General features: G+C 43.6%; 22 protein-coding genes and 2 pseudogenes. 9 read left to right on the forward strand and 15 right to left on the reverse strand.

The genetic code is table 11. The annotated features are described in order from the left end of the window. Window positions 1-25: 25 nt before the first annotated feature. The 3 genes from NB463_RS19260 to pcp all read right to left on the reverse strand — a co-directional run bounded on the left by NB463_RS19260 (window position 26) and on the right by pcp (window position 2,175). On the reverse strand, window positions 26-1,012 hold the full coding sequence (locus tag NB463_RS19260; RefSeq protein ID WP_053808957.1) for a CobW family GTP-binding protein: 987 nt from the start codon (window positions 1,010-1,012) through the stop codon (window positions 26-28). 63 nt (window positions 1,013-1,075) lie between these two features. Further along, window positions 1,076-1,339 carry a hypothetical protein gene (locus NB463_RS19265; protein ID WP_005391057.1) on the reverse strand — a complete coding sequence of 88 codons (264 nt, stop codon included), beginning with the start codon at window positions 1,337-1,339 and terminating at the stop codon, window positions 1,076-1,078. Between the two features lie 197 nt (window positions 1,340-1,536). Beyond that, entirely contained in the window at window positions 1,537-2,175 is a 639-nt protein-coding gene (gene pcp / locus NB463_RS19270; protein WP_257890192.1) for a pyroglutamyl-peptidase I, read from the reverse strand. A gap of 288 nt (window positions 2,176-2,463) precedes the next feature. Here pcp and NB463_RS19275 point away from each other — a divergent pair, with 288 nt between their 5' ends. The 4 genes from NB463_RS19275 to trpB all read left to right on the forward strand — a co-directional run bounded on the left by NB463_RS19275 (window position 2,464) and on the right by trpB (window position 7,398). After that, window positions 2,464-2,712: a hypothetical protein gene (locus NB463_RS19275; RefSeq protein ID WP_005375646.1), complete on the forward strand. Its 249-nt coding sequence runs from the start codon at window positions 2,464-2,466 to the stop codon at window positions 2,710-2,712. A gap of 307 nt (window positions 2,713-3,019) precedes the next feature. Continuing rightward, window positions 3,020-3,232 (forward strand): cold-shock protein, encoded by a 213-nt coding sequence (locus NB463_RS19280; protein WP_005375644.1) that lies wholly within the window; start codon window positions 3,020-3,022, stop codon window positions 3,230-3,232. A 294-nt stretch (window positions 3,233-3,526) separates the two neighbouring features. Further along, a complete protein-coding gene (gene rnr / locus NB463_RS19285; RefSeq protein ID WP_258516030.1) occupies window positions 3,527-5,773 on the forward strand; it encodes a ribonuclease R in 2,247 nt (748 codons plus the stop codon). 401 nt (window positions 5,774-6,174) lie between these two features. Beyond that, a complete protein-coding gene (gene trpB, locus NB463_RS19290) occupies window positions 6,175-7,398 on the forward strand; it encodes a tryptophan synthase subunit beta (RefSeq protein ID WP_258432052.1) in 1,224 nt (407 codons plus the stop codon). A gap of 196 nt (window positions 7,399-7,594) precedes the next feature. Here the strand turns inward: trpB and NB463_RS19295 are convergent, their stop codons facing one another. After that, window positions 7,595-9,052: a DUF3360 domain-containing protein gene (locus NB463_RS19295; RefSeq protein WP_258432053.1), complete on the reverse strand. Its 1,458-nt coding sequence runs from the start codon at window positions 9,050-9,052 to the stop codon at window positions 7,595-7,597. Between the two features lie 486 nt (window positions 9,053-9,538). Here NB463_RS19295 and NB463_RS19300 point away from each other — a divergent pair, with 486 nt between their 5' ends. After that, complete coding sequence (locus NB463_RS19300) at window positions 9,539-9,952, forward strand: VF530 family DNA-binding protein (RefSeq protein WP_005391068.1); 414 nt, start codon at window positions 9,539-9,541, stop codon at window positions 9,950-9,952. Window positions 9,953-10,102: 150 nt separating this feature from the next. On the opposite strand, the gene NB463_RS19305 is transcribed toward NB463_RS19300, so the two are convergent. Beyond that, entirely contained in the window at window positions 10,103-11,353 is a 1,251-nt protein-coding gene (locus NB463_RS19305) for a DEAD/DEAH box helicase (RefSeq protein WP_258432054.1), read from the reverse strand. Between the two features lie 578 nt (window positions 11,354-11,931). Here NB463_RS19305 and NB463_RS19310 point away from each other — a divergent pair. After that, window positions 11,932-13,137 (forward strand): MFS transporter, encoded by a 1,206-nt coding sequence (locus NB463_RS19310; protein WP_309303498.1) that lies wholly within the window; start codon window positions 11,932-11,934, stop codon window positions 13,135-13,137. Then, complete coding sequence (yidZ, locus tag NB463_RS19315) at window positions 13,112-14,068, forward strand: HTH-type transcriptional regulator YidZ (protein WP_167427617.1); 957 nt, start codon at window positions 13,112-13,114, stop codon at window positions 14,066-14,068. The genes NB463_RS19310 and yidZ overlap by 26 nt, the downstream gene beginning before the upstream one ends. 258 nt (window positions 14,069-14,326) lie before the next feature. Here yidZ and NB463_RS19320 read toward each other — a convergent pair whose 3' ends face one another. Next, window positions 14,327-15,121: an AraC family transcriptional regulator gene (locus NB463_RS19320; protein WP_258432055.1), complete on the reverse strand. Its 795-nt coding sequence runs from the start codon at window positions 15,119-15,121 to the stop codon at window positions 14,327-14,329. Between the two features lie 122 nt (window positions 15,122-15,243). Here NB463_RS19320 and NB463_RS19325 point away from each other — a divergent pair, with 122 nt between their 5' ends. Then, a complete protein-coding gene (locus NB463_RS19325) occupies window positions 15,244-16,050 on the forward strand; it encodes a sulfite exporter TauE/SafE family protein (RefSeq protein WP_074189960.1) in 807 nt (268 codons plus the stop codon). A gap of 122 nt (window positions 16,051-16,172) precedes the next feature. Here the strand turns inward: NB463_RS19325 and NB463_RS19330 are convergent, their stop codons facing one another. Further along, a complete protein-coding gene (locus NB463_RS19330) occupies window positions 16,173-17,174 on the reverse strand; it encodes an alpha/beta hydrolase family protein (RefSeq protein ID WP_258432056.1) in 1,002 nt (333 codons plus the stop codon). 304 nt (window positions 17,175-17,478) lie between these two features. On the opposite strand from NB463_RS19330, the pseudogene NB463_RS19335 reads away from it, so the two are divergent. Further along, window positions 17,479-17,994 (forward strand): annotated as a pseudogene (locus tag NB463_RS19335) (linear amide C-N hydrolase); the annotation flags it as partial. 37 nt (window positions 17,995-18,031) lie between these two features. On the opposite strand, the gene NB463_RS19340 reads toward NB463_RS19335, so the two are convergent. The 8 genes and pseudogenes from NB463_RS19340 to NB463_RS19375 form a co-directional block, all read right to left on the reverse strand. After that, entirely contained in the window at window positions 18,032-19,369 is a 1,338-nt protein-coding gene (locus tag NB463_RS19340) for a serine hydrolase domain-containing protein (protein ID WP_053808949.1), read from the reverse strand. A gap of 244 nt (window positions 19,370-19,613) precedes the next feature. After that, window positions 19,614-19,796, reverse strand: a pseudogene (locus NB463_RS19345) (IS5/IS1182 family transposase); the annotation flags it as partial. Between the two features lie 148 nt (window positions 19,797-19,944). Next, complete coding sequence (locus NB463_RS19350) at window positions 19,945-20,322, reverse strand: hypothetical protein (RefSeq protein WP_053808948.1); 378 nt, start codon at window positions 20,320-20,322, stop codon at window positions 19,945-19,947. A gap of 18 nt (window positions 20,323-20,340) precedes the next feature. Next, complete coding sequence (locus tag NB463_RS23980; protein WP_368043220.1) at window positions 20,341-20,550, reverse strand: DUF6538 domain-containing protein; 210 nt, start codon at window positions 20,548-20,550, stop codon at window positions 20,341-20,343. 384 nt (window positions 20,551-20,934) lie between these two features. Beyond that, on the reverse strand, window positions 20,935-21,906 hold the full coding sequence (locus NB463_RS19355) for a GlxA family transcriptional regulator (protein WP_047009328.1): 972 nt from the start codon (window positions 21,904-21,906) through the stop codon (window positions 20,935-20,937). Between the two features lie 96 nt (window positions 21,907-22,002). Further along, a complete protein-coding gene (locus NB463_RS19360) occupies window positions 22,003-22,779 on the reverse strand; it encodes an MBL fold metallo-hydrolase (protein WP_053807788.1) in 777 nt (258 codons plus the stop codon). 718 nt (window positions 22,780-23,497) lie between these two features. Then, entirely contained in the window at window positions 23,498-24,265 is a 768-nt protein-coding gene (locus tag NB463_RS19370; RefSeq protein ID WP_053807789.1) for an ABC transporter ATP-binding protein, read from the reverse strand. Window positions 24,266-24,267: 2 nt separating this feature from the next. Beyond that, window positions 24,268-25,320: a FecCD family ABC transporter permease gene (locus tag NB463_RS19375; protein WP_258432057.1), complete on the reverse strand. Its 1,053-nt coding sequence runs from the start codon at window positions 25,318-25,320 to the stop codon at window positions 24,268-24,270. Between the last annotated feature and the right edge of the window lie 164 nt (window positions 25,321-25,484).

Raw genomic sequence — 25,484 nt, forward strand, 5'->3', positions numbered from 1 at the left:
CGTTTCCGTTTAACATTTGTTCGATTTAACGCTTGATGCCAGACAACTGAAGGAGAATTTGCTCAAGTTCATCCCATGGCAACAGCTGAGAATCTATCACTTCTAATCGTGATTCAAACCCTTCTAAGCTGATTTCATTCACCGACACGACTCGGTTGGCAACATTAAACGCGTAACACCCCTGATCTGTGTTGACCACCGCTTTAACACGTTCCGCCGTTAATTCCGAAAGCATTGAGAAAAGTTTATCAAAATCAAACGTGTACTCTGCCCCAAACAACCACCCGCAACTAAAATACCCTTGCCCTTTGTTCTCTTTACGCACAAAGGCTTCACCAGGCGGCAACTGGAATTGAGGCTCTTGGTGAGCATGGTCATGATGGTGTGACTCAATATGGGAAGAAGCGCTGCCGTAAACTCGTTCGATATCCAAGACTTCTATCGGTAACTCACCGTCATGAATAAGCTTACTGAATACTTTTGAGGGAGATTGGTCCGTCACCCAGTCATTAAACACATCAATGTCGTGACTGGTACAAAGGTCAACCTTACTGCCTATAACCACATCTGCGCTGTCTAACTGGTCCACGAAATTTTGGTTAGAAAGATATTTCTCATCACTTAAGTTACGCGGATCAACCAGAGCGATCGTCGCTTTTAGATCAACGTAAGGTTCATACTGTTCTGAGGTAAGCGTCGCGATAACCTGTTTTGGATGACCAAGGCCTGTCGGCTCAATCAATAAACGGTCCGGTTTTTGGCGCAGTAACGCGGTAATACCGACCGACATTGGCACGCCCGCCGTGCAACACATACAGCCACCCGGCACTTCTTTAATCAGCGCTCCTTGGTCGGTCATCAATGCACCGTCGATGCCAATCTCACCAAATTCATTGACCAAAACCGCCCAGCTTTCGTTTTCCGGTTTGTTCTTCAGTAGATTTAAAATCGTGGTCGTTTTACCGACACCCAAAAATCCGGTCAGTATGTTGGTTGGTACTCGATTTGACATGCTTATCTCCGACACGTTAGTGCATTAATGCTCCCGCAAAGTATACGGAGAATGTGACTCGCTTCAACGCTTTTTATCGCGCTCATCAAGCTCATTGCGTGATGCGTGGGTACACATTTTTTGAGAATGATCAGAGTGACTTATCAACTCTGAACGCTTCATATCAGAAAGATACATACTGGTGTAAATGACGCAGGTAAAAAACGCGATAATAGCGACTACGATGGGAAGAACTCCGAGCGTGTTTTCGAATTTAAGCGCAGCGATAGCCAATGCGAAAACAACGACAGAGATAAGTGCGATAGACTTACTTTTGTTGCTTTTCATGATAACTCGCCTTTCGTAAGGGTAGCCCCTAACACCTCCTGTATTAGGGGAACGCCAGTTTGAACAACATCCAACCTGACTATTCAATGCTACTCCTTTCGCTACTTGTGAAATTTGACAAAGCTAACATTTATTACAACATCAAACGATGAACTTATTACTAGCTTTCAGACACTTAGTGGACTGTAAAACACTTACTAGCAAATCGACCCGCCGCTGATCAATATGTCGTTTTCATTGGCAATACAAACTTGAGCCACTAGCCTTAGCCCTTCGACTATCATCTCCAGAGACATGGAAGGCTGACTGCCATCTACTGCTTGTTCTGGCAATAATGGGATATGAACAAACCCATGACGAATTGGTTTGTCTTTTAGATAATGTTGGATGCCATAAAAAAGGTGGTTACATACAAATGTTCCGGCACTGTTAGAAATCTGGCTAGGTATCCCCTGCTTTTGCAGCGTTTGAACAACACGCTTTATCGGCAGCGTCGAGAAGTAAGCATCTGGGCCGTCAGCCACTACGGGTTCATCAATCGGCTGATGACCAGCGTTATCTGGAATACGAAAATCATCCACATTAATTGCGACACGCTCTGGGGTGATCACGCCACGTCCAGCCGCTTGCCCAACGGTAATCACACAATCTGGCTGGTGCGCTTCTATTGCATCAATAACGGTATTCACTGACTCATGCCGAATCACAGGAACTGGGCAAGTAACGATCATGGCATCTTCTATTGCCACAGCCTCTAATCGCTTCACCGCTTCTAAAGCGGGGTTAATGGCGTCACCACCAAAAGGCTCAAAACCGGTAATCAGGACTTTCTTCATAACAACCTTTAGGAAAAGAGTTTCACAAATTATTGCACTCCCCTTCACCCTATCCAATAACAAAAGTATTGTTGACATAAGCCAGACAACATTATGTGACTCATGTCTAACCAGCGAGGGTTGTCACCTTTATTGAATCTAGACAAGTTCCGGACTATCGAGACTAACTATCGATGATTAGTGGCAGGGCTTGGCTCTCTCATTACATGACTCACGCAGAAACTTGGTTTCCACGCTTAACTTAGGTAGAGTACGCGACCGCAATGCAATTCGAAGAGATTGAATACAATGAATATTGATAACCATGTAATCGAAACGATTGAAGAGTTAGAGGCATTTCTGCATTTAGTAGAAAGCGGCGCTCTGGGTCTTGAAGGTGTCACTGGCGTTGCGCTAGCCACCTCTAATACCGATGGCCGTCCATTTGTTGCCGTATTAGGAGAAAAGCACCAATTGCTCCTTGGCCGCTGGGTTTCGCAGCACGTATATGACAATGGTAAAGACATCGTTCGTAACGGCCCAACCAGAAAACACTAAGCGCTCAGCACCATCTATAACATCATACCGTCTTATACACCAAGCGTATGCTTTGAATGCAATGCGCTTGGTGTAATTAAAAAATAAAAAAAGAAAAGGCTAGCCTTTATTAATTTTGTCGGTATACTGCACATCAGCTCTTACGGAAAGAGCTATTAATGTAATTAAAGATCAAAGTTTCTCTCAGTTCCACATCGAATTCCTCGTTTACGTTCCTGCGACAAAATAGTTATCTCTAAAATCATATAGTAGCACTTGATATTAGCTAAAAATTCAATATTTAAAACAATCAAATATAGAGGTATCTATGTCTAATAAATTAACTGGTTCAGTAAAATGGTTCAACGAAACTAAAGGTTTTGGTTTTATTTCTCAAGACAATGGCGGTGATGACGTATTCGTTCACTTCCGTTCTATTGTTTCTGAAGGCTTCAAAACTCTTACTGAAGGCCAAAAAGTATCGTTCGTTGTTGAACAAGGTAACAAAGGTTTACAAGCTGCTGAAGTAACTGCACTGTAATTCTTTGTGTGGCATCAACGTTGTTGGTGCCACCATCCCCTTCCACTTATCGCCGCCCTTACTATTCTCTATCTAAGTTTATATACCCAAATCACTTACCTCTCCCACACCGTCATTAATCACTTTCAATAAAGTCACTTTGGTATACATCTTTAGGTAATCACACTACCTATCTTGCAATTCCAGTTTGGAATTAAATTAATCTGATTCATATCTGAATCACTTCGCCTCATGCTTTGCTCATATAAATAAAGTTTATAAAATAAAAGCGATTGGCGAATATAAGAGAAAAAAATGAAATTAAATATATCCGCACAATCAATAAATTCTAATAATTACGAGCACATTATCCCTAGCCGAGACGTTATCCTTAGCCTATTCGATAAAGTTAAAAATCACTTAAGTCACGAGCAAATTTCTCGCTCTACTGGCTTAGATGAGAAACCACAAAAAGACGCTTTAAAAAAACGTTTACGCGCTATGGAGCGCGATGGCCAGTTGATTTTCACGCATCGCCGTGGTTATAAAAAAGTCGATCAAACCGCTTTGGTTTCTGGAAAGGTCAGCATTCACGCAGACGGCTTTGGATTTGTCACTTACGACAGTAATGAAAAAGACCTTTTCTTACCTAAACACCAACTTACTCATGTGTTTGATGGCGATATCGTACTGGTTCTGAAAGGCAATGCTCAGCATCAAGGACGCTCAAATCATCGTTTCATCAAAATAGTGGAACGAAAAACAACCCACATCGTGGGCTTGTTAAAGAGAAAAGGTTCGAACTTCTATCTAGTGCCAGAAAGCGCGAAACTGACTCAAACCATTCATGTCACACCAAATGATCTTATCGCCAAAAGTGCCGGTAAACTCGTTCATTGTAAAGTCACGGCCTATCCAGATCACAGACAATCAACAACAGTTGAAGTGGCTGAAGTATTAGGGCGTCCAGGAGAAGCAGGGATTGAAGTTAAATTGGCGTTACGTCGACATGGCATCAATGACCATTGGGATGATGAAGTTCTTCACGCTGCTTCCGCATTTGGCAATCACGTAGACGAAAAAGACAAAACGTCACGAGTGGATTATCGAGATTTACCGTTCGTCACTATCGACGGGGACGACGCGAAAGACTTTGATGATGCCGTTTACGCATACCAAATGGACAACGGGCATTGGAAGTTATTCGTCGCGATTGCAGACGTATCTCACTACGTTCAGCCAAACGACCATTTAGATCTTGAGGCGCAATCTCGTGCAACGTCCGTTTACTTCCCCGGATACGTTGTACCAATGCTACCAGAAACATTATCTAACGGTTTGTGCTCGCTTAACCCGAATGAAGACAGATTGGTTATGGTATGTGAGATGACCTTTGACGACGAAGGTAACATGCTAGATTCAGAGTTTTCTGAAGGGATCATTCACTCGCATGCTCGTTTAACTTATAACGAAGCTTACCGCATTGTTTCCCAATCAGCGGAAGCAAAAAAATACCAAGGTAAGAACCCAAAACAAAACATTAAACAGCATCTGGTGAATCTCCATCGCTTGTATTTGAACCTATCTGGTCAACGTCAAGTCCGTGGTGCCATTGATTTTGACACGCAAGAGCTTTCATTCACGTTAAACAATAAAAAGAAAATCGCGTCCATCGTTCCTGTAGTTCGAAATGATGCCCACCGAATGATCGAAGAATTCATGCTGTGTGCCAACGTTGCCACCGCTCAATTTTTGCAGCAACAAAAAATACCGAGCTTATACCGCGTGCACTCTGGTCCTCAGATGAAAAAACTGTCCTCATTAAGAATGATGCTTGCAGACAAAGGGCTAACGCTTGCGGGTGGTGATAAACCAACTTCTCATGACTACAACGCATTACTGGAACAGGTGCAAGATTTGGATGAGTGTGATGTGATTCGTACCCTACTGCTACGTTCTCAAAGTCAAGCCGAGTATTCGCCGAAGAATATGGGTCACTTCGGTTTAGCCTATGACGCATACGCACACTTTACTTCGCCAATTCGTCGTTACCCAGACTTACTCGTTCACCGCGCCATTCGCGCTAAACTTCGAGAGCAAAAAACAGGCAAGCTACGCAGTCTGCTCATGAAACTAAAACCTATTCGTCAATTGACAGGTGCTGCGAACAACTACCCTTACGATACAAAAGTAATCGAGCAACTGAGCGTGCACTGTTCGCATCAATCTCGTCAGGCAGATGAAGTGAGTCGAGAGGTTGAGTCAGCACTGAAATGTCATTACATGAAGCCATTTATCGGGCAACACTTCATGGGGACGGTGTCTGGAGTCACACACTTCGGGGTATTTGTTGAGTTAGAGGAAAACCGAATCGAAGGTCTCATTCCTTTATCAAGTTTTCAAAATGGTGAGTTCGAATTTGATGCAGTCAAACAAAAAATTTCCAGCCAGAGCACCACGTTTACTTTAGGGACTAAAGTGCACGTGTTGGTTAAAGACGTCGATTCGAAACAAAGAAAGATCATGTTCAATTTAAAAGATGCAGAACACACGGTAGGTTAGTCTGTTGTAGTCTATTTTCTAACCCATTGTTCAAAAATAAAAAATAAGCTTTAGATACCGCGATTAACTTGTGACATTTTGCTGACATCAGCTCATTCTAAAACCCTAATATCTGGCAAAGGAAACGAATCTAACTTTTGTTTCCAGACACCATCGCAGAGTGTATTTCCAACACTCTGTTTGCCTCGAGAGGTTCTTATGACAGCCTAGGATCTCTCGGGGCTTTTTTGCGCCTCTTAAACCCCACCTTATGTTGTACCCAACCCGTTACCAACCACACAAATTGTACTTTTTAACTAGTTCACTAGATCGCGAATTCTGATTTAAGCAACTGATCACACAACCACTTCTAAATTTTGGTTATAAAAGTATCAATACTTTCGTTAACTAGGATGTAAATAATGAAAAACTCGTTTGATCTCACTATGCCCAACGAAGAAGGATACTTTGGTGAATACGGTGGTAGCTTTGTTCCACCTGAGCTTAAACAAATCATGCATGACATCAACGCAGCTTATGAGGAATGCTGCAAAGATCCTGAATTTAAAGCGGAACTCGCTCGTCTGTATAAGCACTTTGTTGGACGACCTAGCCCAATCTTCCATGCGGAAAACTTGTCTAAAAAATACGGAGCAGACATCTACCTAAAGCGCGAAGACTTAAACCATACAGGCGCACATAAAATTAACCACTGCTTAGGGGAAGCCATTCTCGCTAAAAAGATGGGTAAGAAGAAGCTGATTGCTGAAACTGGCGCAGGGCAACACGGTGTTGCGCTTGCTACAGCCGCGGCATTGGTTGGCTTGAAATGCGATATTTACATGGGTGAAGTTGATATCGCCAAAGAACATCCGAATGTCGTCCGCATGAGAATCCTTGGTGCTAATGTCCTTCCTGCCACTCATGGGCGCAAAACCCTCAAAGAAGCAGTAGATTCTGCATTCGAAGCTTATCTGAAAGATCCTGATACACAACTTTATGCGATAGGCTCTGTCGTTGGCCCTCACCCATTCCCTAAAATGGTACGAGATTTCCAATCAATTATCGGTAACGAAGCACGAGTTCAATTCAAAGAAATGACTGGTAAGCTACCCAATAATCTCGTTGCATGTGTTGGGGGAGGATCTAATGCGATGGGGCTATTTACTGCTTTCCTAGACGATGAACAAGTCGCTATTCACGGCGTCGAGCCCGCGGGCCGTTCTTTGCAAAAGGTTGGCGAGCATGCTGCAACACTCACACTCGGTGAGCCAGGTATTATGCACGGATTTAAGTCTTACATGCTTAAAGATGAGCAAGGCGAACCTCAGGAAGTCTATTCTGTAGCAAGTGGCTTAGATTACCCATCGGTTGGGCCTCAGCATAGTTACTTAAAAGACATTGGCCGTGTCAATTACGGCTCAATCAGTGATGACGAAGCGATTGATGCATTCTTTGAACTGTCTCGCGAAGAGGGGATTATTCCAGCGATTGAATCCGCACACGCTGTCGCTTACGCGATTAAACTCGCGAAGCAAGGAGAAACTAGCTCAATTCTGATCAACTTATCCGGTCGCGGTGACAAAGACATTGATTTTGTCGTTGAACACTACGGCGAAAAATATGGCATTGAATCAATTATTTAGTCACGACTTCGTAGGCTAAATGTCTATACAAAAAGCTACCTATTACTAGGTAGCTTTTTGTTTGCGCCTTACTTTCCCTACATGCGCTTTGAAGGCTTAACTACACAGTCCAAACCTTTTACTTTTGAGAAATAGGCATAGCTTGAGAAAGCCCTCTTACTTACCACTCCAACTATGCCTTTAGAGCGTAATTCGATTAACCTATAAGGGCTGGAATGCCTGGAAGCTGACCAACAACAGCAAGGGAGCCTGCACAAACGATAAACGCAGTGCCAGGAATCAGGTATTTATCTTTGCGCGAGAGTTCGTTGGCACGCTCATGGTCGCCGATAAGTCCAAGGTTATCCAGCAGCATCGTGATTGCCCAGCCAAAGACTGGATTAACGAATGCACAGGCAAAAATACAGATACCGGCACTGAGTGAATCTTTATGCTTGTGGATCATCTGCATACCCGCTTCTAAAAGCGGTAAGAATACACCGACAATCAAAGCAACACGCAGAACAGGCTCCCACATCGCTAGATCCATAGGGTAACCAATTACCGCGGCGGCAATACACATGAAACCCGTTAACAGTGCGCCACCTGGAATAGGACGTTTAGCAATTGCGGCTGGAATCATGTACGTTCCCCAAGAAGAAGCTAGGTTTCCGCCACCTAATAGTGAGCCAACTCCCTGACGAACAGACGCTCCGACCATCGTGTCGTCGACATCCATGAGTACGCCTTTCGCTTCTTTCGGGTAGTTAAGTTCTTGAAACACACGATGGCCAAGATAATCAGGGGACCACATAGCGACTGCCAGTAGCGCAAATGGAGTCACGGCAATAAAGTGCTCTAAGGTTGGCCAACCTAGTTGCCAGCCTGTATCTTCACCCCACCAATAGAATGGACTGAAATTAGGCAGGCCCGGCTCAGTGGTAAAAGCAAACTCAGCGCCCATCAAATAAGCAACAATACCCGCGAGTGCAGAGCACAGTGGGATTGCCAACCAACGCTTGTTGATCTTAGCTAGGTAGGCATAAACCATAACCGTTAGACCAATGACAACAAACGAAATGTAACCTTGATCCGTACTAGCAGCCCACGCTTCCGTCTTATTAATCTGTCCGAGCAACCCAACAGCGCCTAGGTAGATCAATAACCCTCCTCGAACTCCAATGCCAGTCAGGGTCATGAGTTTAGAACCGCCTTTAGTAAAAGCGAGAATTAAACCAAAAGCACATACCATCAAACCGAGAGCCAGAGGATGCCCCCCAGCGGCAGCAATCATAGGAATCAGTGGTATCATTGGGCCGTGAGTACCGGCTAAGTTTGCGTTCGGATTTAGGATGGCAGAAAACAGGATAACGAACAGAGCGCCCGCAATAAGCAGTTCGTAACGCACGTTTTCTGCAACGAACTCGGGAGATAAGCCAAATTGAGCCGCAAAGGCGGCAACCATGGCGGTTACCATAACCACTTTACCAATGGTGGCGGCTAATGCAGGCACCCAGTCTTCGATTTCAATACTGTAATCACGTGATGGCAAATGAATACCCCAGCGACGAAAGCTCATGATGGTTAAATCATGGTTTAGAAAGTCTTCACGACTTTCAAATTCATGCGGTTTTTTGCGCACATCCCTGTAAAAGGTCTTACTTGAGTCAGACATTGAGCTATCCTTTGTTATATTTCAACGTTGAACTATGCCAACTAGAGTTTCGCTTGGTATACAGACCAATACGAGACAACACCCACATCAAACATCGAGGCCACACCAAGAAAGTGGTATGGCTAATTTTTGATTTGAACCTATTAAGCATGTATTGCTATCGGTAGGAATATTAGACATTAGTAAAAGAACAACAAAAATCTCACTTGTTACACAAATATTTAACATTATATTAGAGTACGCCGATCTTTAGTGAGAGTTTTTGAACAGCAATTCAAGAAGAGGAACAGTCGCAACCCCACCTGTGCTTTTCAGGGTAGAAAAACATGTCTGAATTCACACAGGTAATTGGTTAATTTTGCTCATGCAAGTACGCACTAACAACATCAAATCGAGTTGCAACCCAAACCATCGCTGCCTAACTATAGATATCTCTGTAATGTATACTTTGCTAAACTCCACCCTTTGATGAGTAAGGCCCCTAAAATGATGACTGACGAAGAAAGAATCGAACTGCAACGGAACAACCCACTGCACGGGTTAAAGCTAGAAACTATGTTGCAAGAGTTGGTGGATTTTTATGGCTGGGACATTCTAGATACAGCAATGCGCTTTAATTGCTTTAACACTAAGCCTTCGATTGCAAGTAGTGTGAAGTATTTAAAGAAGACCGAATGGGCGAGAGAAAAATTAGAAAACTTTTACCTTTATCGCTTTAAGCGCATGCCACGCGCAAGTGAAGAAGAATATGATTTACCACCGAGAGCTCGTACGTTCCCTCATGGTCTTGAACCTAAAGAGCCAATGCCGCTAACCGTTGACTCTATCCTCAAGTCACAAGCTAAAGCTGCATCCGCATTTAAAAAACGCTCACCTCGTGGACGTCCGACGCGTCGATAGTACATAACCTTGAAAAGCAATAGAGCCCTACTGGTAGCTCCAGCAAGGCTCTATTGTTCTTTAAAGAAATGGCTAGAAGAGAATACTCAAGCTAGTGCGCCCCCTTCTCCAACGCCTCCCATAAGTAAACTCACATGTAGTTTACGTTTTCTATTGATTACGCTTTTTCTTCTTTTTACCCGTACCTGCTGGCTTTGCTCGCGGCTTCATCGGTAAAAAGTAGGCTTCACTTTGGTCGTCTTCCACTTCAAAGCCCTCTACCTGCTCACGTTCAAGTTGGAATTTATTTTTCTTTTCTATCACTTTGAAATGGTGGTAGTCATCGTAATCGATAAGAGATAGCCCTAGACCCACTTCACCAGCACGACCACTACGCCCTATTCGATGCATATAGTCAGCAGGACTACGCGGGAGATCGAAGTTAATCACCACTGGCAGCTTTTCAATATCAAGGCCACGTGCTGCGATATCGGTGGCAATAAGAACTTGAATCTCGCCAGACTTAAAACCGTCAAGTACACGAGTACGAGCGCCCTGCCCTTTATCACCATGGAAAACTTCAGCAGTAATACCGCGTTTTGACAGTTTTTGAGCTAAATGGTTACAGGCATTCTTAGCATTCACAAAAATCAAAGTCTGTCGCCACTGATGTTGTTTGATTAAGTGCGCGAGTACCGCCGTTTTCTCACCTTTATTTACACTAAACACGCGTTGCACCAAAGTGCTGGCTTCTGCGCTCTGCAACTGAACTTCAGCAGGGTCGCGGAGCAAGTGCTGAGACAGCGTCGTGACTTTATCAGGGAAAGTAGCAGAAAATAGCAGCGTCTGCTTCTTCTCTGGCAGTAACGCAAGAATCTTATTGAGTTCTTCGGTAAATCCGAGGCTCAACATACGGTCAGCTTCATCGAGCACGAGCGTTTTTACTTGGTCCAACTTAATCGCGTTACTGGATACCAGATCAAGTAATCGACCCGGCGTAGCTACGATAATGTCACAGCCACCGCGAAGCGCCAGCATTTGTGGGTTCACCGACACACCACCAAATACGGCAACCGTTTTGATCTTATCTCTAAGATGGTATGAGTAAGATTTGACGTTGTATGCCACCTGTGATGCCAGCTCACGAGTTGGAACTAAAATCAGGTGAGAAACGAAGTTACCACGGCGATTATTTGATTCATCTTGCCGAACAATTTTTTGCAGAATTGGAAGCGAAAAAGCAGCGGTTTTACCAGAGCCCGTATTGGCACCGCCAACAATGTCTTTCCCTTCAAGGATATAAGGAATGGTATGAGATTGAATGGGCGTCGGTTGGCTGTATTCTAACGCTTCTAGTCGCTCGACTAAGGTTGGAATCAGGCCAAGATCGGCAAATGTCGCTTGCTGTGTTTTATCTGTCATTACGATGAGTGGCTCAGTGCTAGTAAAGGCCGTGTATCTTATGCTATTTCGCGTCTGGATGTTAGAGATAATGGCCCAAACAGAAGATTGGTGAAAGAAGCACTATAGGAAGCAGGAATCTCCTTTCACTAACATGAGTTAATGGTTTCTATAACCAAGGCTCTACAACTCACGATGGTAGCGTTCGCGACGAACAAAGGGAAAAAGAGTCAGACCTTCTGAATCCTGTAAAGACAAAACACATTGTATTTTGGGGAAAGAGATTGCAAAAGCAGGCCACATCCGAATCAAAGGCTTAACCACACTATTTAGCCCTGCGGTTTTGAGAGCAGAATACAGCTTGAGCAAAGCCCTAGGTCACTAATGTCCATCGTTGTCTATTTAACTAATGTAGTGGACTCGGTTGTATAGATTACTTTCGCACGATACCACGGTTCTTCTTAGGGCAAGTTTAACTGCTATAGCCACAATCGTTGCTGATGTCGTATATGGAAATACCTGTTGTCAGAAAGGTAACGCGCCAAGATGAGTAATGTTGCATATCATCCTCGTAAGCCCAATTCCTTCACGAGGTAGTAATGGAACAAATTAATTTGCCCCGATATCTGATATGTAGCTTCGCCTTTGTGTTGCTTTATCCTACGGCAATAGATCTCTACTTGGTTGCTTTACCACAAATCGCCACTGACCTGTCTGCGAGCGAATCACAGCTTCATATTGCTTTTTCTATTTACCTTGCTGGTCTAGCATCGACTATGGTTTTTGTTGGGCGAGCTGCTGATTGTTTTGGACGCAAACCTGTTGCCATTTGCGGTGCAGTGATTTTTACCCTTGCATCAATGTTCGCGGGCTCTGCTGAGACCAGTAATAGCTTCCTAATAATGCGCTTCTTTCAAGGTGTAGGTGCCGCATGTTGCTATGTAGTGGCCTTCGCCATTTTGCGCGACACTTTAGGTGACCCAAAGCGAGCTAAGGTTCTATCGATGCTCAATGGAATTATCTGTTCTATCCCAGTACTTGCCCCCGTGATCGGCAATCTGATTATGATCAAGTTTCCGTGGCCCGTGTTATTCACTGCCATGGCGATGATGGGTATTGCGATAGGCTTAATTGCTTGCTTTGTCTTAAAAGAAACCTTGCCTAAAACCAAGCGCACACTTTTAGATGTGAGTGAAGATTCGAACGAATCACTATATAACCGTTTTTTTATATCGCGCGTTATTTACACATCTTTAGGCGTCACAGCGATTCTCTCTTATGTAAATACGTCACCAATGATAATAATGGATTCGATTGGCTTTACTCGAGGCGATTACTCAACCACGATGGCACTACTCGCAATGGTAGGTATGGCAACATCGTTTTCAGTACCATTTGCTTTGTCTTACTTCAAACAAACCACATTGATGTTCGCTGCACAAATGACCAATTTCCTGTCGGCTATCGTTATTCTCGCGGCTCACTTGAATAGCGATAGTCCGACACTTTATATGGTAGGATTCACTCTGCTCAGCATGAGTTTCCCTATGGGGTTTGGTGTGGCGATGAGTCAAGCGTTAAGCCAATTCTCACGCAAAGCTGGACTTGCAAGCTCTATGCTTGGCATAGGTCAGGTTTCTTGGTCTGCACTTTACATTTGGTTGATGGCGACGTTAGGTGTGTCGGCTGTGATTATGTTAATGATAGCGTTGGTTGCTAGTAGCGTTATTGGACTCTCCATAATATTATTATTTCCAAATCAGAACGTTAGTGAGCCTCATGAAGAAATCTCTTGCCCGACTTGATCTTAATTTACTGCTCACTCTGCAATTGCTACTGCAAGAGCAGAGTGTTACTAAAACGGCGAAAAAACTTAATGTAACTCCCTCAACCGTGAGTAAGTCTTTAGGCAAATTGCGCGCTTGGTTTGATGACCCGCTTTTTGTGAATACGCCGCAAGGCCTAAAGCCAACAAATCTCGCGACAAACGTGCAAGTGCTTTTGTCAGACTGGATGCAGATCGGTAACCAGATTGTTTCACACCGAGGTGATGATGCGCCAAGCGGGGTTAAATTTCATCTTGGAGTAGAGTCGCCATTGTCACTCATCATGGCGGATGAACTGACCAAACGAATCCATGATTTTTATCCAGACTCAACGGTAAAGTTCCATAACTGGGATTACGACTCGTTAGACGCCATTACCATCGGTGAAGTGGATATTGGTTTTACTGGCCGTGAAAGCCATCCTCGCTCCAAAGAGTCGTTAGAACTGCTCCCGTATTTTATTAATTTCGAAGTGCTGTTTTCAGATTTACCTATGGTGTATGTCCGCAAAGATCATCCTGCGCTCAAGCAAGAGTGGAATTTGGATACTTTCTTAAGCTATGCCCACATCAATGTAGCATGGGAGAAAAATGACAGTTGGGCATTGGATGAGATCTTGGCTGAACAGGGATATACTCGAAACGTTAGCCTAACGATGGCGAGTTTCGAGCAAGCTTTATTTGTTGCAGAAAAGCCCGACCATCAAATGTTAACCACAGCACCAAAGTATTGTCAGCGATACTGCGAACAGCTTCACCCCAACTTAATAGCGTTGCCTATCCCAATTACCGAAGACTATCAGCACAAGCTACTGATTCCATTTACTATGATTTGGCACAAGCGCAATAACCAGAACCCTAAAATCGTGTGGTTGAGGGAGACGATAAAGAGCCTGTATGGCACAAGTTGAACGGGTAATTTTGAAGTAGATTTAAAGCAAAGGAATGAACATTCTCCCCCCTTTATGTTGTCAATAACCGTAAGAGTGTGGTCTTGCCTTCCATTAGATTAAGTATTTTAAAATCTTGAACTCTATTATCCACTTCGAAATTGATTTCAGCTCATTTGGGCAGAAAGAAGCTAGAAGCACTTGCTTATGTTGGGTGAGTAAATGTATGCAAAACCTCAGTACATAAAAACGAACCTAATTTAGGTAAGCTCTTGGCAACTATATGCCACGACTCGAAAAGTAACGCGTGGGTGAATCACCATAGACCCGACGAAACATAGCGATAAAGTTACTGGGTGTCGAATAACCCAAAGCATGTGCAACCGCTCCTACTGATTCTCCGCGAGCCATCATTTCTAACGAATGTATTAGCAGTGCTTGTTGCCGCCATTCACTAAAACTCATGTTTAACTCACTTCGAATCAATCGTCTTAACGTCCGAGATGAGACTGCCCCGATCTTTGCCCAATGCTCCACAGAATATTTGCTGTTTGGGTCTATTAAAATTGCTTGAGTAACTTTTTGCAGTCTCGGATCTCTGGGCAGGGGGATGTGGAGTGACTCATGAGGGCTATTGACGATTTCATCGGATATTACGGCAAGAATACGTAAAGACTGTATGGATAGCTCGTCTGTTTTGCTCCATATCGATGCCCTAACCGATAGGGCTTTCAAGACATCGCTCATGTGGATCACACAAGGTCTCATTGGAAACCGCTCACAGCTCTCTGGAGTAAACAGTAATGAACGACCTTTCAGAGAACCACAAAAATAAACACTGTGCATCGCACCCGGGGGGATCCAACCAGCTCGGTGAGGTGGTAGTATCCACGCTCCTTCATCGGTTTTTACCTGTATTAGCCCTTCATCTATACACAGTAGCTGGCCTCGATGATGACTGTGCCAATTATGTGGCCGTTGCTCCAAATGGTTGAAGTCGCTCCTTTCATGCTGCCACTCCTTAGCGATCAGTGCGGCTCCATTTTTCCATTCGCTGTAGTCAGAGTTTGTCACTTTATTTACTCAATTCCATGTTGGCCATTATTCATTATTTTCTGTCCTCTTAACGTTACCATAGCAAGTTAGCGTTCGAGTAACATTTTAGCAACGACCATTTTATCGAAGGCAGAACCATCATGAACGAACCTATCTTTATTATCTATTACATTACAGCAGGCTTGGGCATTGGCTTTCTCGCTGGACTCGTTGGTGTGGGTGGTGGTGGAATGGCCGTCCCGATTTTTGCGTTTCTGTTTTCACTACAGGGAATAGCTGATACAGAAGTGGTCCATCTTGCGTTAGGGACATCAATGGCTTCGATGATTATTACAACATTGGGCAGCATGCGCGCTCACTACAAAAAAGAGAATGTAGACTCGACAATGGTAGTAAAAATGTTGAGCGGAGTTCTAGTCGGAACATTTTGCGCCACATTCGTAGCATCGTATCTACAGGGGATCTATCTGGCAGGTTTTTTCAGCGTATTCATGTTGTATGTTGCTTATAAGATGTTTCTCAACACTGAAAATGAGTACAACCCTAACCCACATGGGGCTATCGGTAATATCACTGTAGGCTCGGTGATTGGCTCTGTATCAGCACTTGTCTCTATAAGCGGTGCGGGGTTGATCATCCCCTATCTTGTCCAGCAAAATTTTGAGGTAAAACGTGCTATTGGTACCTCTGCTGCGATAGGTTTCCCTATCGCGCTGTCAGGAAGCCTCGGTTACATGTTAAACGGATGGGGAAACACAGATTGGAACAACTTAGTATTAGGATACATATACCTTCCTGCAATGCTCAGCTTCTCCATTAGTAGCTACTTAACTACTAGCCTCGGCGTGCGTTGTGCAGAGTATTTCCCAAATAAAGTTCTTAAGAAAATCGTTGGTATTTTGTGTGTTCTTCTGAGTTTTAAAATGCTGGTACAAGTACTTAATTAGGGCAAGTAATACAGTCATCAGTATGTCTTGCAATATGTTGTGGGGACAAGCCTGAAAAACTTACTTCTCGCTTTGCAGGTCCAAGCACACAATGTGTAAGAAAGCTCCGCATTGTTGCACTCTTATGACTTTGTTAAGCCAGCCAGAATTACATCCAAAATTTGTTGGTGATTATCCTTTCTGGAAACCTCGTCACGCTCCTGGCAAAGTGCTTCCTCCCCTTCTGATGCGAGAATTTTAATGCCACGCTCAGTACATTCTGCGAACGCACTAAACTGACTCGCACTGGGAATCTCTTGAAATGTCACATTGGGAAGAGCAACAAGTGATTCGGCTGGTGTCAGTGCGGGATGTAGCCGATCAGAAAGCGTCACCACGGTGATAGCATTGTTCATCAAGGCCAGAGTTTCATGGACAAAAGTTTTCGTTAGCTCAGGGTTGATAACGACGACCGATTTCAGTTTGCTTTCAGACTGAAATCGGGGGAATTTTTGATCCGGGATGTTGGTAATATCAACGTTATTTTCACGTAACCAATGACAGTCTACATTGGTGACGTTGTGGCACGATGTTCGATATTTTTCCGGGCTTATTTGCGCTCCGGAGAGCATCAGCATAGATGTCCCGCCCAGAAAAAAGCCGACACCCTGCACTGCATCAGTATCTACGCCTCCGGACAGTATCCCGACCGAACTTAATTCGTTCAGCCCAAGCACCAAATCACTGGTTCTGAATGTGATTTCATCAACAGCCATTTCTGCATTGATTTCGTTTGGTGCAGGAGGCTTTGGTACAACAACGACATAACCTTGTTTCGCTAGGCCCGAAGCTATCCAACCACTATGGGAAAATGCTGACCGTGTTCCGCCCTGCGACAAAAGCACAACGGGAAATTTTCCACTTGCTAACGGGGCATCTAACTGCGTTTCGACTGATTTAAAAATGTTACCCCTACCAAACGTGAAGTTGTTTTTTTCATTCGTTGTGGGATACCAGTAGTAGACTTCTACTGGCTTATCTCTGTCTTCACTGAATACCGTTTTGACTGTTAGCGCAGAATGGTATTTCGGCTCATTCGTACTGGCGCTGACACTGACACACAATGTAGCGAGTAGAAACGACATTATTATTTTGGTTTTCATTTTTACCCCAGCCGATCAATACATTACTCTGCACGGCATCTGGAAAAATAACGCGCAGAAGATTCTCCATATATTTTTTGCGAAACATAACAATAAAGTTACTCGGAGTCGAGTAACCCAAAGCAAGTGTCTGCTTTGAACTGCGCCAGCACTCTCTTGGACAAAAGTTACTTAGAGTAATCACTTAAATTACGAAAATGCGCATAACTTTAGGTATGAGAAAGTCGCTTAGTGAAATGTCCAGTTTCGTAGGTGCGGATCACAATCCGATGCACTACTCGTTGCGCCAACACTGCATTACTCATTGACTGATGCGAGTGGAGACAGACTCATCATTGAGCATGACAAAGATGGTGTGAAACTCTATCGAGGAGAAGCTAACGCTGTGATGACCAACCAGCCATCTGTTGCCAAGCATCAAGAGAACTGGAGACCCAATGTTAATTTGGACTTTTCTACTGTAGATAGCCAAACCCAATACGGAAACAGGGGAAGAATCAACCCTGAAGACCGATATCTTCATGCTAATTATTTCCTAAACCAATTAGAGGCGCCTACGTCCGTTAGAAATGGGATGCTAAAATTAGCCTCTGTCGCATACAACATACCGCATGATGCTAATAACAGAGTAATTGATGGAGAAATGACCGGCTATGCCACTGAATATCAAGTCACCATTGATGTAACCAATGGTGATACTGTATTCCAGTATAAGTGGGGAGACAATTGGTCTCATCAGGAGTGGAATATGTATGAGATCTTAGAAAAAGGCGAAAAGATAAAAGTCGACTTAGACAAGTAAATATAGTGGCAAGTCATAACAACTTGCCGCTAGACACTTATTTACCTGAGAGTTGCTTTGCTGCTTCTCTTAAGTAACCCGGGGCGTGATCATCACGGTCGTTCGGCGAGGTCGCAAAAACGATAGCAACGAAGTCTCGGGCTGGGTCAACGTAAATGCCTTGGTGCATATTACCGTGCTTAAACATAGCGCCATCAGCAAACACTGCATCCCATTGCGCTGAGTTACGCTCTGCCTTCTCACCGAACCAATCAGCTGAGTAGCCTTGCTCAGTCGTGCCTTGATATGCTTCTGGTTGACCTAGCGTCTGAATATTTTTCAGCAGTTCATCACTAATAACCTTAGAGTCTGATACCTTATTCCAGCTTGGGGTATAGATCATCGCATACTTAAGCATGTCTTCTGGTGTTGTACTGTTAAAGCCACCCGCTACCGCAGTACCATTTGCCGCAAGACCCACTGAGTACGGGCCGGCTACACCAACCTTCGACCAAACTTTCTCATTAAACAAATCTACCCATTTTTTGTTGGTCGCTTGCTCAACGGCTAACACTAAAGCTTGAGTAACAGCTGTGGAGTATTGGAATTTATCTCCTGGATTCAGTCCCTCAACCGGCTTAACGGTTTTTAACTTTTCAATCCAAGTATCACCTACAGGGGTAAACAATGAAGAAAAAAACTTTTCAATCCAACTATTTGGATCGGAGAAGGCGGCCGTAGTTTCTTCCAGATCAAGAGCTGTAGACATGTTCAGTGCGTTGCGAACACTCACTTTCTCCCATTCAGTACCCTTTAGCTCTGCCACGTAAGAAGTGATTGGCTTATCTAGGTCCAACACACCTTCTTGTGCAAGCATCATTGCGACTGTACCCACTGTCGTCTTCGAAGTAGACATCCAAATATGCTGATCATTAGGGTTCATACCAGGATACGCTTCATAAACGACTTTACCTTTATGAGCCATCATTACCGCTTGCACACGGCTTTGGTCGCTGTGAACAAACTCATCAAGTGTTTTGGAGGTAGAGCCATCTTTGTATTGGTATGTCAAATTAGAAAGCTGAGGTTTAATATCACGCTCTAAATCTCGTACAGGATGCGTTGGAAGCACGGTATCCACTGGGAAGAAAGAAGAAAAATGCATATTAATATACACGCCATCGTCACCAGCAGCCTGCCAATTTGGCACACTAAAACGATTACGGATTGTTTGAGCTTCTTGAAATGAAAGTGGCTCTTTTGCCTTGGAAATTGGCGTCGTTTGCTCTGTGATACCACTGATATAAAGGTCGCTTGTTGCAAGCGCAGACATTGATGGCAATGCGGCAAAAGCCGTAAACAAGGCAATCACTAAAGGTGTTTCTGACATTTTCATTATTTAAAGGTTCCTAGTTTCTATTCATGGTGGCTTTGATCACTACTCCAAAGAATAAAAAAGCATAAGAGGCGAGTATTGTTTCTACTTTACCAATAGCAATAGCAATAGAGTGTGAGTCTATGGTTAATCCTAAGTATTAAGGAACAATATCCCAACTCGTATTCAGAGGACTTGATCATTCAAAAACGGCTTTGTTGCGTAATTAAGTTTAGAGACAGAGCTGCCCCATTTCGTGTATTTCTTAGTCAAGACGATAAGTTTCAGGCATACCTAACCCTGTAAGCTTGTTCAACGCTTTTATCATCGCGTAAGTTTCACCCACCTGTGCATTGTAATTTCTTAAGCTCAGTTGCCCTCCTAGCAACTGTTTAACTCGATACATCAATGTTTCAGAGAGTGAACGTTTGTGATATCTATACCGCTTTTATGAAATTTATCAGCATATTGTGTCGGAGTTAATTCAGGCAGAGAGAGATGAAGAACCCGTATTGCTATTTGATCGCAAACTCTCCTCGACGATACACATTTTTGTTGCACTGACTGGTGTTCAAGATACCAACACTGGAGCCGTACTAATGAGCCAGCTGTTTCAGCGAGTCTAGACAACGCTGATAGTCTCGATAAAACTGTCCCATCGCTATGTGAATATTCTTCATATCTTCACGATAGTGCAGCGTGTTCAAGTCAAAAGCATAGTCATTCAACGAAACTAGCTCCTCTGCGATCTCTATGGGGTTGGCGTCGCGTGGATAGATCGACTCAATGATATCGATAGATGGAATGTCGCTGTCACTCTTGCGCAACTCAATACGCTGTTTCTGTGCTCTCAACAAGTTGGGGTTGCGCTCAAGCAACTGAATATAGGTCGATAGCTTCGAGAGAGTTTGCCGTTTGATGGCATTTAGCTGTTGCGAAATGTAGGCATCATCTAAAGGTGCGTGATTAAGCACTGTGCTTCTCACCTTGCGTCAATCACTGCTGTGCTTTTCTAACAACTCCATTCTCTCCCATATGACCTGCTGCAATTTAGATGCTTTTAATCTAGCAGTATTGAGTGAACGAGTGGATAGCGATTTCTTTATTTCACGCCCATTTGGGAAAAAAGATCGAAATCGGGCGGGAATTTGATAACGGAAGTACCAGATACCTGAAGAAGAACGTTGAGTAAGATAGCGCATGTTTAGTACCACTATTTAGTACCAATCGCTTTCTGAGCTATATTTGTAGGGTAATTACTTGATAAGTAGGGGTAAAGCAGGAGTTGTGATGCTTGCAAGATAAGTCTTCATAGTGTGAACCAACTATCAACGAGTTAAAGGACTACTTGCGACATAAGTTCGCATAACATTGCATCAAAAGTCTGCAAACTTTAACAATAACCCAAATCCAACGTTGTAAAATTACCACACCCCAATTAATCCTCTAGAAGACATAGCGGACAACATAGCGGACATATGTGTAACAAAATTTTGGACATTAATGAGCTACGCTAACCTCCCTAATAATCGGAATTGACATGAGGAAATGTATGGCAAACCTTAGTTGGAACGCTGAATATTTGTCTAAGGCTGTTGGTGGAACGTTTTCCTCCATCGGTTAGGGGTTACCTCATAACGCTCTTTAAATTTATCTCTGAAAATGAGAACTGAGCTAAACCCTGTTTTTGCAACAATCTGTTCAATAGACAAATCTGTAGATTCAAGTAGATCCTGAGCCAAGTTTAGTCGCTCAGCCGTCAGCCATTCTCCAAATGACATACCTGTAGCTCTATTAAATTTTCTCGTAAAAGTTCGGCGGGACATCATCACTGAATCTGCTAGCTCATCCAGTGAATATTTTTGATTGATATCACGCCTGATATTGTCCATTAATGCATTGATACGTGAATCAGATGTCGTCACAGGTATAGGTTGATCGATAAACTGAGCTTGCCCACCATCTCTGTATGGAGGCACAACCATTCTTCTTGCTACTCGGTTCGCAATCGTACTGCTGTAGTATTTTCGGAAAACATACAGACAGCAATCGATACCTGCGGCAGTACCTGCTGAGGTTATCACCCCGCTATCTTCAACATATAAGGCATTCGTATCGAGCGAAACTTCTGGAAAGCGTTGACTAAAATCCTGTTCTAATTCCCAATGTGTCGCAGCTCGTTTCCCCGCTAATAAGCCAGCATAAGCGAGAACATAACCACCAAGACATAAACCGACAACCAATGCGCCTCGGGCATGAGCACGACAGAGAGCATTGAGTAACTTTTCATTAGGGCGCTCGTCAATTGTTCTCCAATAAGGTACAACGATGATGTCACAATACTCTAGGAAATCAAGCTGCGCCTCGGTATGAATTTCCATACCGATATCAGATAAAATCGGTCCTTCCTCTCCAGCGACAAATTTAAGCTCGAAAAAAGCTTCATTAAGGGTATCTCTTCCAAACACAATGCTAGGGACAGAAATATGAAACGGGCTAAAGCGATTGAAAACAACAACAGCAACGGAAGGAATTTTATGGTTTTCATTGAGATACATAGTTCGTTTCCAAAGTAAAATGCACAGAGCAATGTTAGTACACTACTCTGTGCGGTTCATAAACGCAGGCCATAGGTTTGCTTTATGACATCAAAACTAGATTATCACTGTTTCACCATCTTCTGGAACAAACACAAAATCGCTAATCATATTTGCAGCTGCGTATTCGCGCATTTCTTGAGTAGTCACCAATACATGGTTAACCGCCCCCATATGAGTCGCAACGATTTTCGCTTTAGGTAGCACTTGGTGTGTTTTTAGTACATCTTCTTTACCCATAATAATAGGACCAAAGCCCAGTACATGCGCCCAACCTGTATTGAGAATAACGACACCTGGTTGTTCTTTTTTCATGGTTTCTTCTACACCTGGAATCCAAATCGTATCACCAACCACATATAACTTTTCTTCATCGGCATGGGAAAAAATCACGCCTGTCACTTCACCCAAAATTTCAGCCATTTGATCATGTTGGAATGCTGCATCAGAGCCATGCTGGCAGACTGTACGTGTAAATGAAATACCGTGATATTCAGTCTCTTCAGAGAAGATTTTAACGTTGGTAAAACCTTGTGATAGAAGAATAGTTTCATCACCTTCGTGCTGTACAAAAATCAATTTATCTTTAGGTATCGCATTCACCGCTGTTTCATCCCAGTGGTCTGGGTGAGTATGAGTTAGAAGAACAGCGTCCACATTGATGATGCTTTCAAGAGGCAGAGGCAATTCAACTGTTGGATTGCGTAAGTGTGAATTTGCTGTTCCTTCAAATCCAGGGTAAGTGCCTTTTGGCGCTAACATTGGGTCAATAAGGAATGTTTTACCTGCATAATCGATGACTTGTGTTGCATTGCGAATTTGTGTGATTTTCATAATTGTGCTCCAGTTTTGCTGTAATGGAGTCATTTTATGCAATAGGATAGACGCTCAAAAGTGGCTTAAAGGACACATAAGGATGCTATTGGGACAAAAATTTGTTCTTGGAATTAGTTGTTATTAGATAAATTGAGGGAAACTAATAGAAACCATTTTAGTGTTCAACAACTGACGTAACACTGTTTGGGGCATTTTTGATTTTGACTAATTTGTCCAACAGGCTGTTGGACAATTGGTGTCAGTCGGGGTTTGTTTCTTATTCAGAAACAAATCAGCATCTTTAATTACCTTTTCAACAGTTGCAAATTTTGCAACTGTTCAAGCCCCAAAAGCTAAACGGTTGACCCCCTAGGAATGAAGCTGTTGAGACAATTAAAAACAATACACTAGCTCAGTGGAAAAGTGACTCTGGCTATCACGACCGTTCACTCTCTGAGACGGCAATGAACAAAATCTTGGGGCTAGGTGTACCTGCTAGAAACTGACGGTAAGTTAGGTAGGAGGACTATATCCCTTACCTGATTTGATAAACAACGCCCATTTTAACCAATATTGAACTGGTTAGAAGCTTTTTCGATAATCACTGGGACTTCACAGTCACCGTCTCGAACGAAGAATAGTTCTAGGCACTTTTGATCTAGTTACTTAACCGTATACCGCCCTCTCGTCGCCGTTGATGAGAGGGCTTTTTTACAACCGTTTCACTTCACCAGATCTAATACGCTCGCGTAGTACGGATAAATGGCACGCCATGTTCGTCGTTAATCACTTGAGCCTGAACGTCATAAATGCTCTGCACAAGGTCTGAAGTTAAGATCGCTTTCGGATGACCACTTGCCACCAGATGTCCGTTTTTCAGTACCAACAAGTTATCTGCATATTGCGCAGCCAAATTAAGGTCGTGTAACACCATGATCGTGACATACTCTCGCTCTCGAGTCTGGCTTACCAAATGTTCAAGCAGTACGTGTTGATAGTGAAGGTCGAGCGCACTGACTGGCTCATCCAACATCATGATCTTGGGCTCACGCATTAACGCCTGTGCGAAGAGAATCATTTGCCGTTGACCACCACTGAGCTTGCTCACGTCTTTGTTTGCCAAATGCGAAAGTCCTATCTGGTCTAATATACCCAGCGCTTTATGCAGCGTGTCATTGCCCACTCTCAAGCTCAGCGCGTCTAACTGCCCAAGCAACACAACTTCAATCGCTGTTAGATTCACGTCTAAATTGATGTCTTGTGGCATATAACCAAACTGGCTTCGCCACTGTGAAAGCGAATTATGCGTTAGCGAATTATCACCATAATTGACCTCACCGGACTCCAACTTGATGTCACCAAACAACGCTTTAAGCAGCGTACTTTTACCTGTTCCGTTTGGCCCTAGAATTGCGGTTACTTGACCCGGCTTGAGTTCAAAGTCGATATTTTTAGCCAGGTTTAATGAGCCAATTTGAATGTTAATTTGCTTAGCTGTCAGCATCGTTACCCTCGCTTCGCGATAATCAGCCAAAAGAAGAACGGTACGCCAATAATCGCAGTCACTATTCCGATTGGGAACAACGCACCGGGCACGATCACTTTTGAAAGAACAGACGCAGTCGAAAGAAGAAACGCGCCGATTAGGAATGAAAGAGGTAAGAAGAATCGCTGGTCTTCGCCAACCAACATTTTGGCAATGTTAGGCGCGACAATACCAACAAACCCAATGATGCCAACAAAACTGGTCACCGTTGCTGTCATCAAGGCAACGATAAATAATGTTTTCAAGCGCAGCTTAGCGACGTTAACACCGACACTTTTTGCTCGCTCTTCACCTAAACGCAGGGCAGTTAATTTCCAAGAATCTTTGAGTAACAGAGTAACACCAGCCACCACAACCAACGAGGTGATCAACAAGTTCCCCCACGTGGCTTTCGACAAGCTACCAAACAGCCAAAATAGGATTTGCTGACTTAATTCTGGGGACGAGACAAACTGCACCAACGACAATAGCGACTGAAAAAGAAATAATAATGCAATACCCGCCAGTATTAGCTGACCTGAGCTGATATGGCGCATTGAGGCCAACGCGAAAAGAAAACACGCAGAAAGCATGCAGCAGATGAAGGCACCGAGCGGGACAGCGTAATTACTATCTAAGCCCAATGAACCGAAATAAAGCGTAATTGCAGCACCAAAACCCGCAGCCGCAGCCATACCTAACGTGTAAGGACTTGCCATCGAGTTGTTTAACAACGTCTGCATCTCAGCGCCACCAACCCCGAGCGAACCACCGACAACAATCGCCATAAGTGCAATCGGCAAACGCAAGTTGGTCACAATGACTTGTGTGGAGGCATCAACCTGAGACGGTAAGCCGATAAACTCTAAAATCGCATACAGAACCCGGCTTGCATCCAACATTGATGGCCCTGTCATGATATCGAGCACAAAAGAGATGACCAAAATAAGACAAAAAACACTCAGTACAACAAAGCGTTTCCGCTCATACTTTCTCTGATTTTCAATGGCTTGTAACACAGCTTCGGATTGCATCTAACGTTACCTGATTTCCTAAAGGATAGATTTTCTTTTTCTACTGCATCGCCGCTTGTTCAGTGCAAACCGCGCCGAGTACTAAATTGAGAAAGCATACTAACAAAAATGATAATAATTTGCATAAAGATTAATAAAAAGCTTATTATCGGCAACCAAGATAA

Source organism: Vibrio sp. RM-41-2B (genome assembly GCF_024744415.1).
Classification (GTDB): domain Bacteria; phylum Pseudomonadota; class Gammaproteobacteria; order Enterobacterales; family Vibrionaceae; genus Vibrio; species Vibrio diabolicus.

What these genes read in the sequence shown, in the direction of transcription:
- NB463_RS19260 (WP_053808957.1), bottom strand. Translation starts at nt 1,012, where the DNA reads ATGTCAAATCGAGTACCAACCAACATACTGACCGGATTTTTGGGTGTC.
- NB463_RS19325 (WP_074189960.1), top strand. Translation starts at nt 15,244, where the DNA reads ATGAACGAACCTATCTTTATTATCTATTACATTACAGCAGGCTTGGGC.
- rnr (WP_258516030.1), top strand. Translation starts at nt 3,527, where the DNA reads ATGAAATTAAATATATCCGCACAATCAATAAATTCTAATAATTACGAG.
- NB463_RS19265 (WP_005391057.1), bottom strand. Translation starts at nt 1,339, where the DNA reads ATGAAAAGCAACAAAAGTAAGTCTATCGCACTTATCTCTGTCGTTGTT.
- NB463_RS23980 (WP_368043220.1), bottom strand. Translation starts at nt 20,550, where the DNA reads ATGCGCTATCTTACTCAACGTTCTTCTTCAGGTATCTGGTACTTCCGT.
- NB463_RS19360 (WP_053807788.1), bottom strand. Translation starts at nt 22,779, where the DNA reads ATGAAAATCACACAAATTCGCAATGCAACACAAGTCATCGATTATGCA.
- NB463_RS19355 (WP_047009328.1), bottom strand. Translation starts at nt 21,906, where the DNA reads ATGTATCTCAATGAAAACCATAAAATTCCTTCCGTTGCTGTTGTTGTT.
- NB463_RS19330 (WP_258432056.1), bottom strand. Translation starts at nt 17,174, where the DNA reads ATGTCGTTTCTACTCGCTACATTGTGTGTCAGTGTCAGCGCCAGTACG.
- NB463_RS19340 (WP_053808949.1), bottom strand. Translation starts at nt 19,369, where the DNA reads ATGAAAATGTCAGAAACACCTTTAGTGATTGCCTTGTTTACGGCTTTT.
- yidZ (WP_167427617.1), top strand. Translation starts at nt 13,112, where the DNA reads ATGAAGAAATCTCTTGCCCGACTTGATCTTAATTTACTGCTCACTCTG.
- NB463_RS19275 (WP_005375646.1), top strand. Translation starts at nt 2,464, where the DNA reads ATGAATATTGATAACCATGTAATCGAAACGATTGAAGAGTTAGAGGCA.
- trpB (WP_258432052.1), top strand. Translation starts at nt 6,175, where the DNA reads ATGAAAAACTCGTTTGATCTCACTATGCCCAACGAAGAAGGATACTTT.
- NB463_RS19375 (WP_258432057.1), bottom strand. Translation starts at nt 25,320, where the DNA reads ATGCAATCCGAAGCTGTGTTACAAGCCATTGAAAATCAGAGAAAGTAT.
- NB463_RS19370 (WP_053807789.1), bottom strand. Translation starts at nt 24,265, where the DNA reads ATGCTGACAGCTAAGCAAATTAACATTCAAATTGGCTCATTAAACCTG.
- pcp (WP_257890192.1), bottom strand. Translation starts at nt 2,175, where the DNA reads ATGAAGAAAGTCCTGATTACCGGTTTTGAGCCTTTTGGTGGTGACGCC.
- NB463_RS19310 (WP_309303498.1), top strand. Translation starts at nt 11,932, where the DNA reads ATGGAACAAATTAATTTGCCCCGATATCTGATATGTAGCTTCGCCTTT.
- NB463_RS19280 (WP_005375644.1), top strand. Translation starts at nt 3,020, where the DNA reads ATGTCTAATAAATTAACTGGTTCAGTAAAATGGTTCAACGAAACTAAA.
- NB463_RS19300 (WP_005391068.1), top strand. Translation starts at nt 9,539, where the DNA reads ATGATGACTGACGAAGAAAGAATCGAACTGCAACGGAACAACCCACTG.
- NB463_RS19295 (WP_258432053.1), bottom strand. Translation starts at nt 9,052, where the DNA reads ATGTCTGACTCAAGTAAGACCTTTTACAGGGATGTGCGCAAAAAACCG.
- NB463_RS19305 (WP_258432054.1), bottom strand. Translation starts at nt 11,353, where the DNA reads ATGACAGATAAAACACAGCAAGCGACATTTGCCGATCTTGGCCTGATT.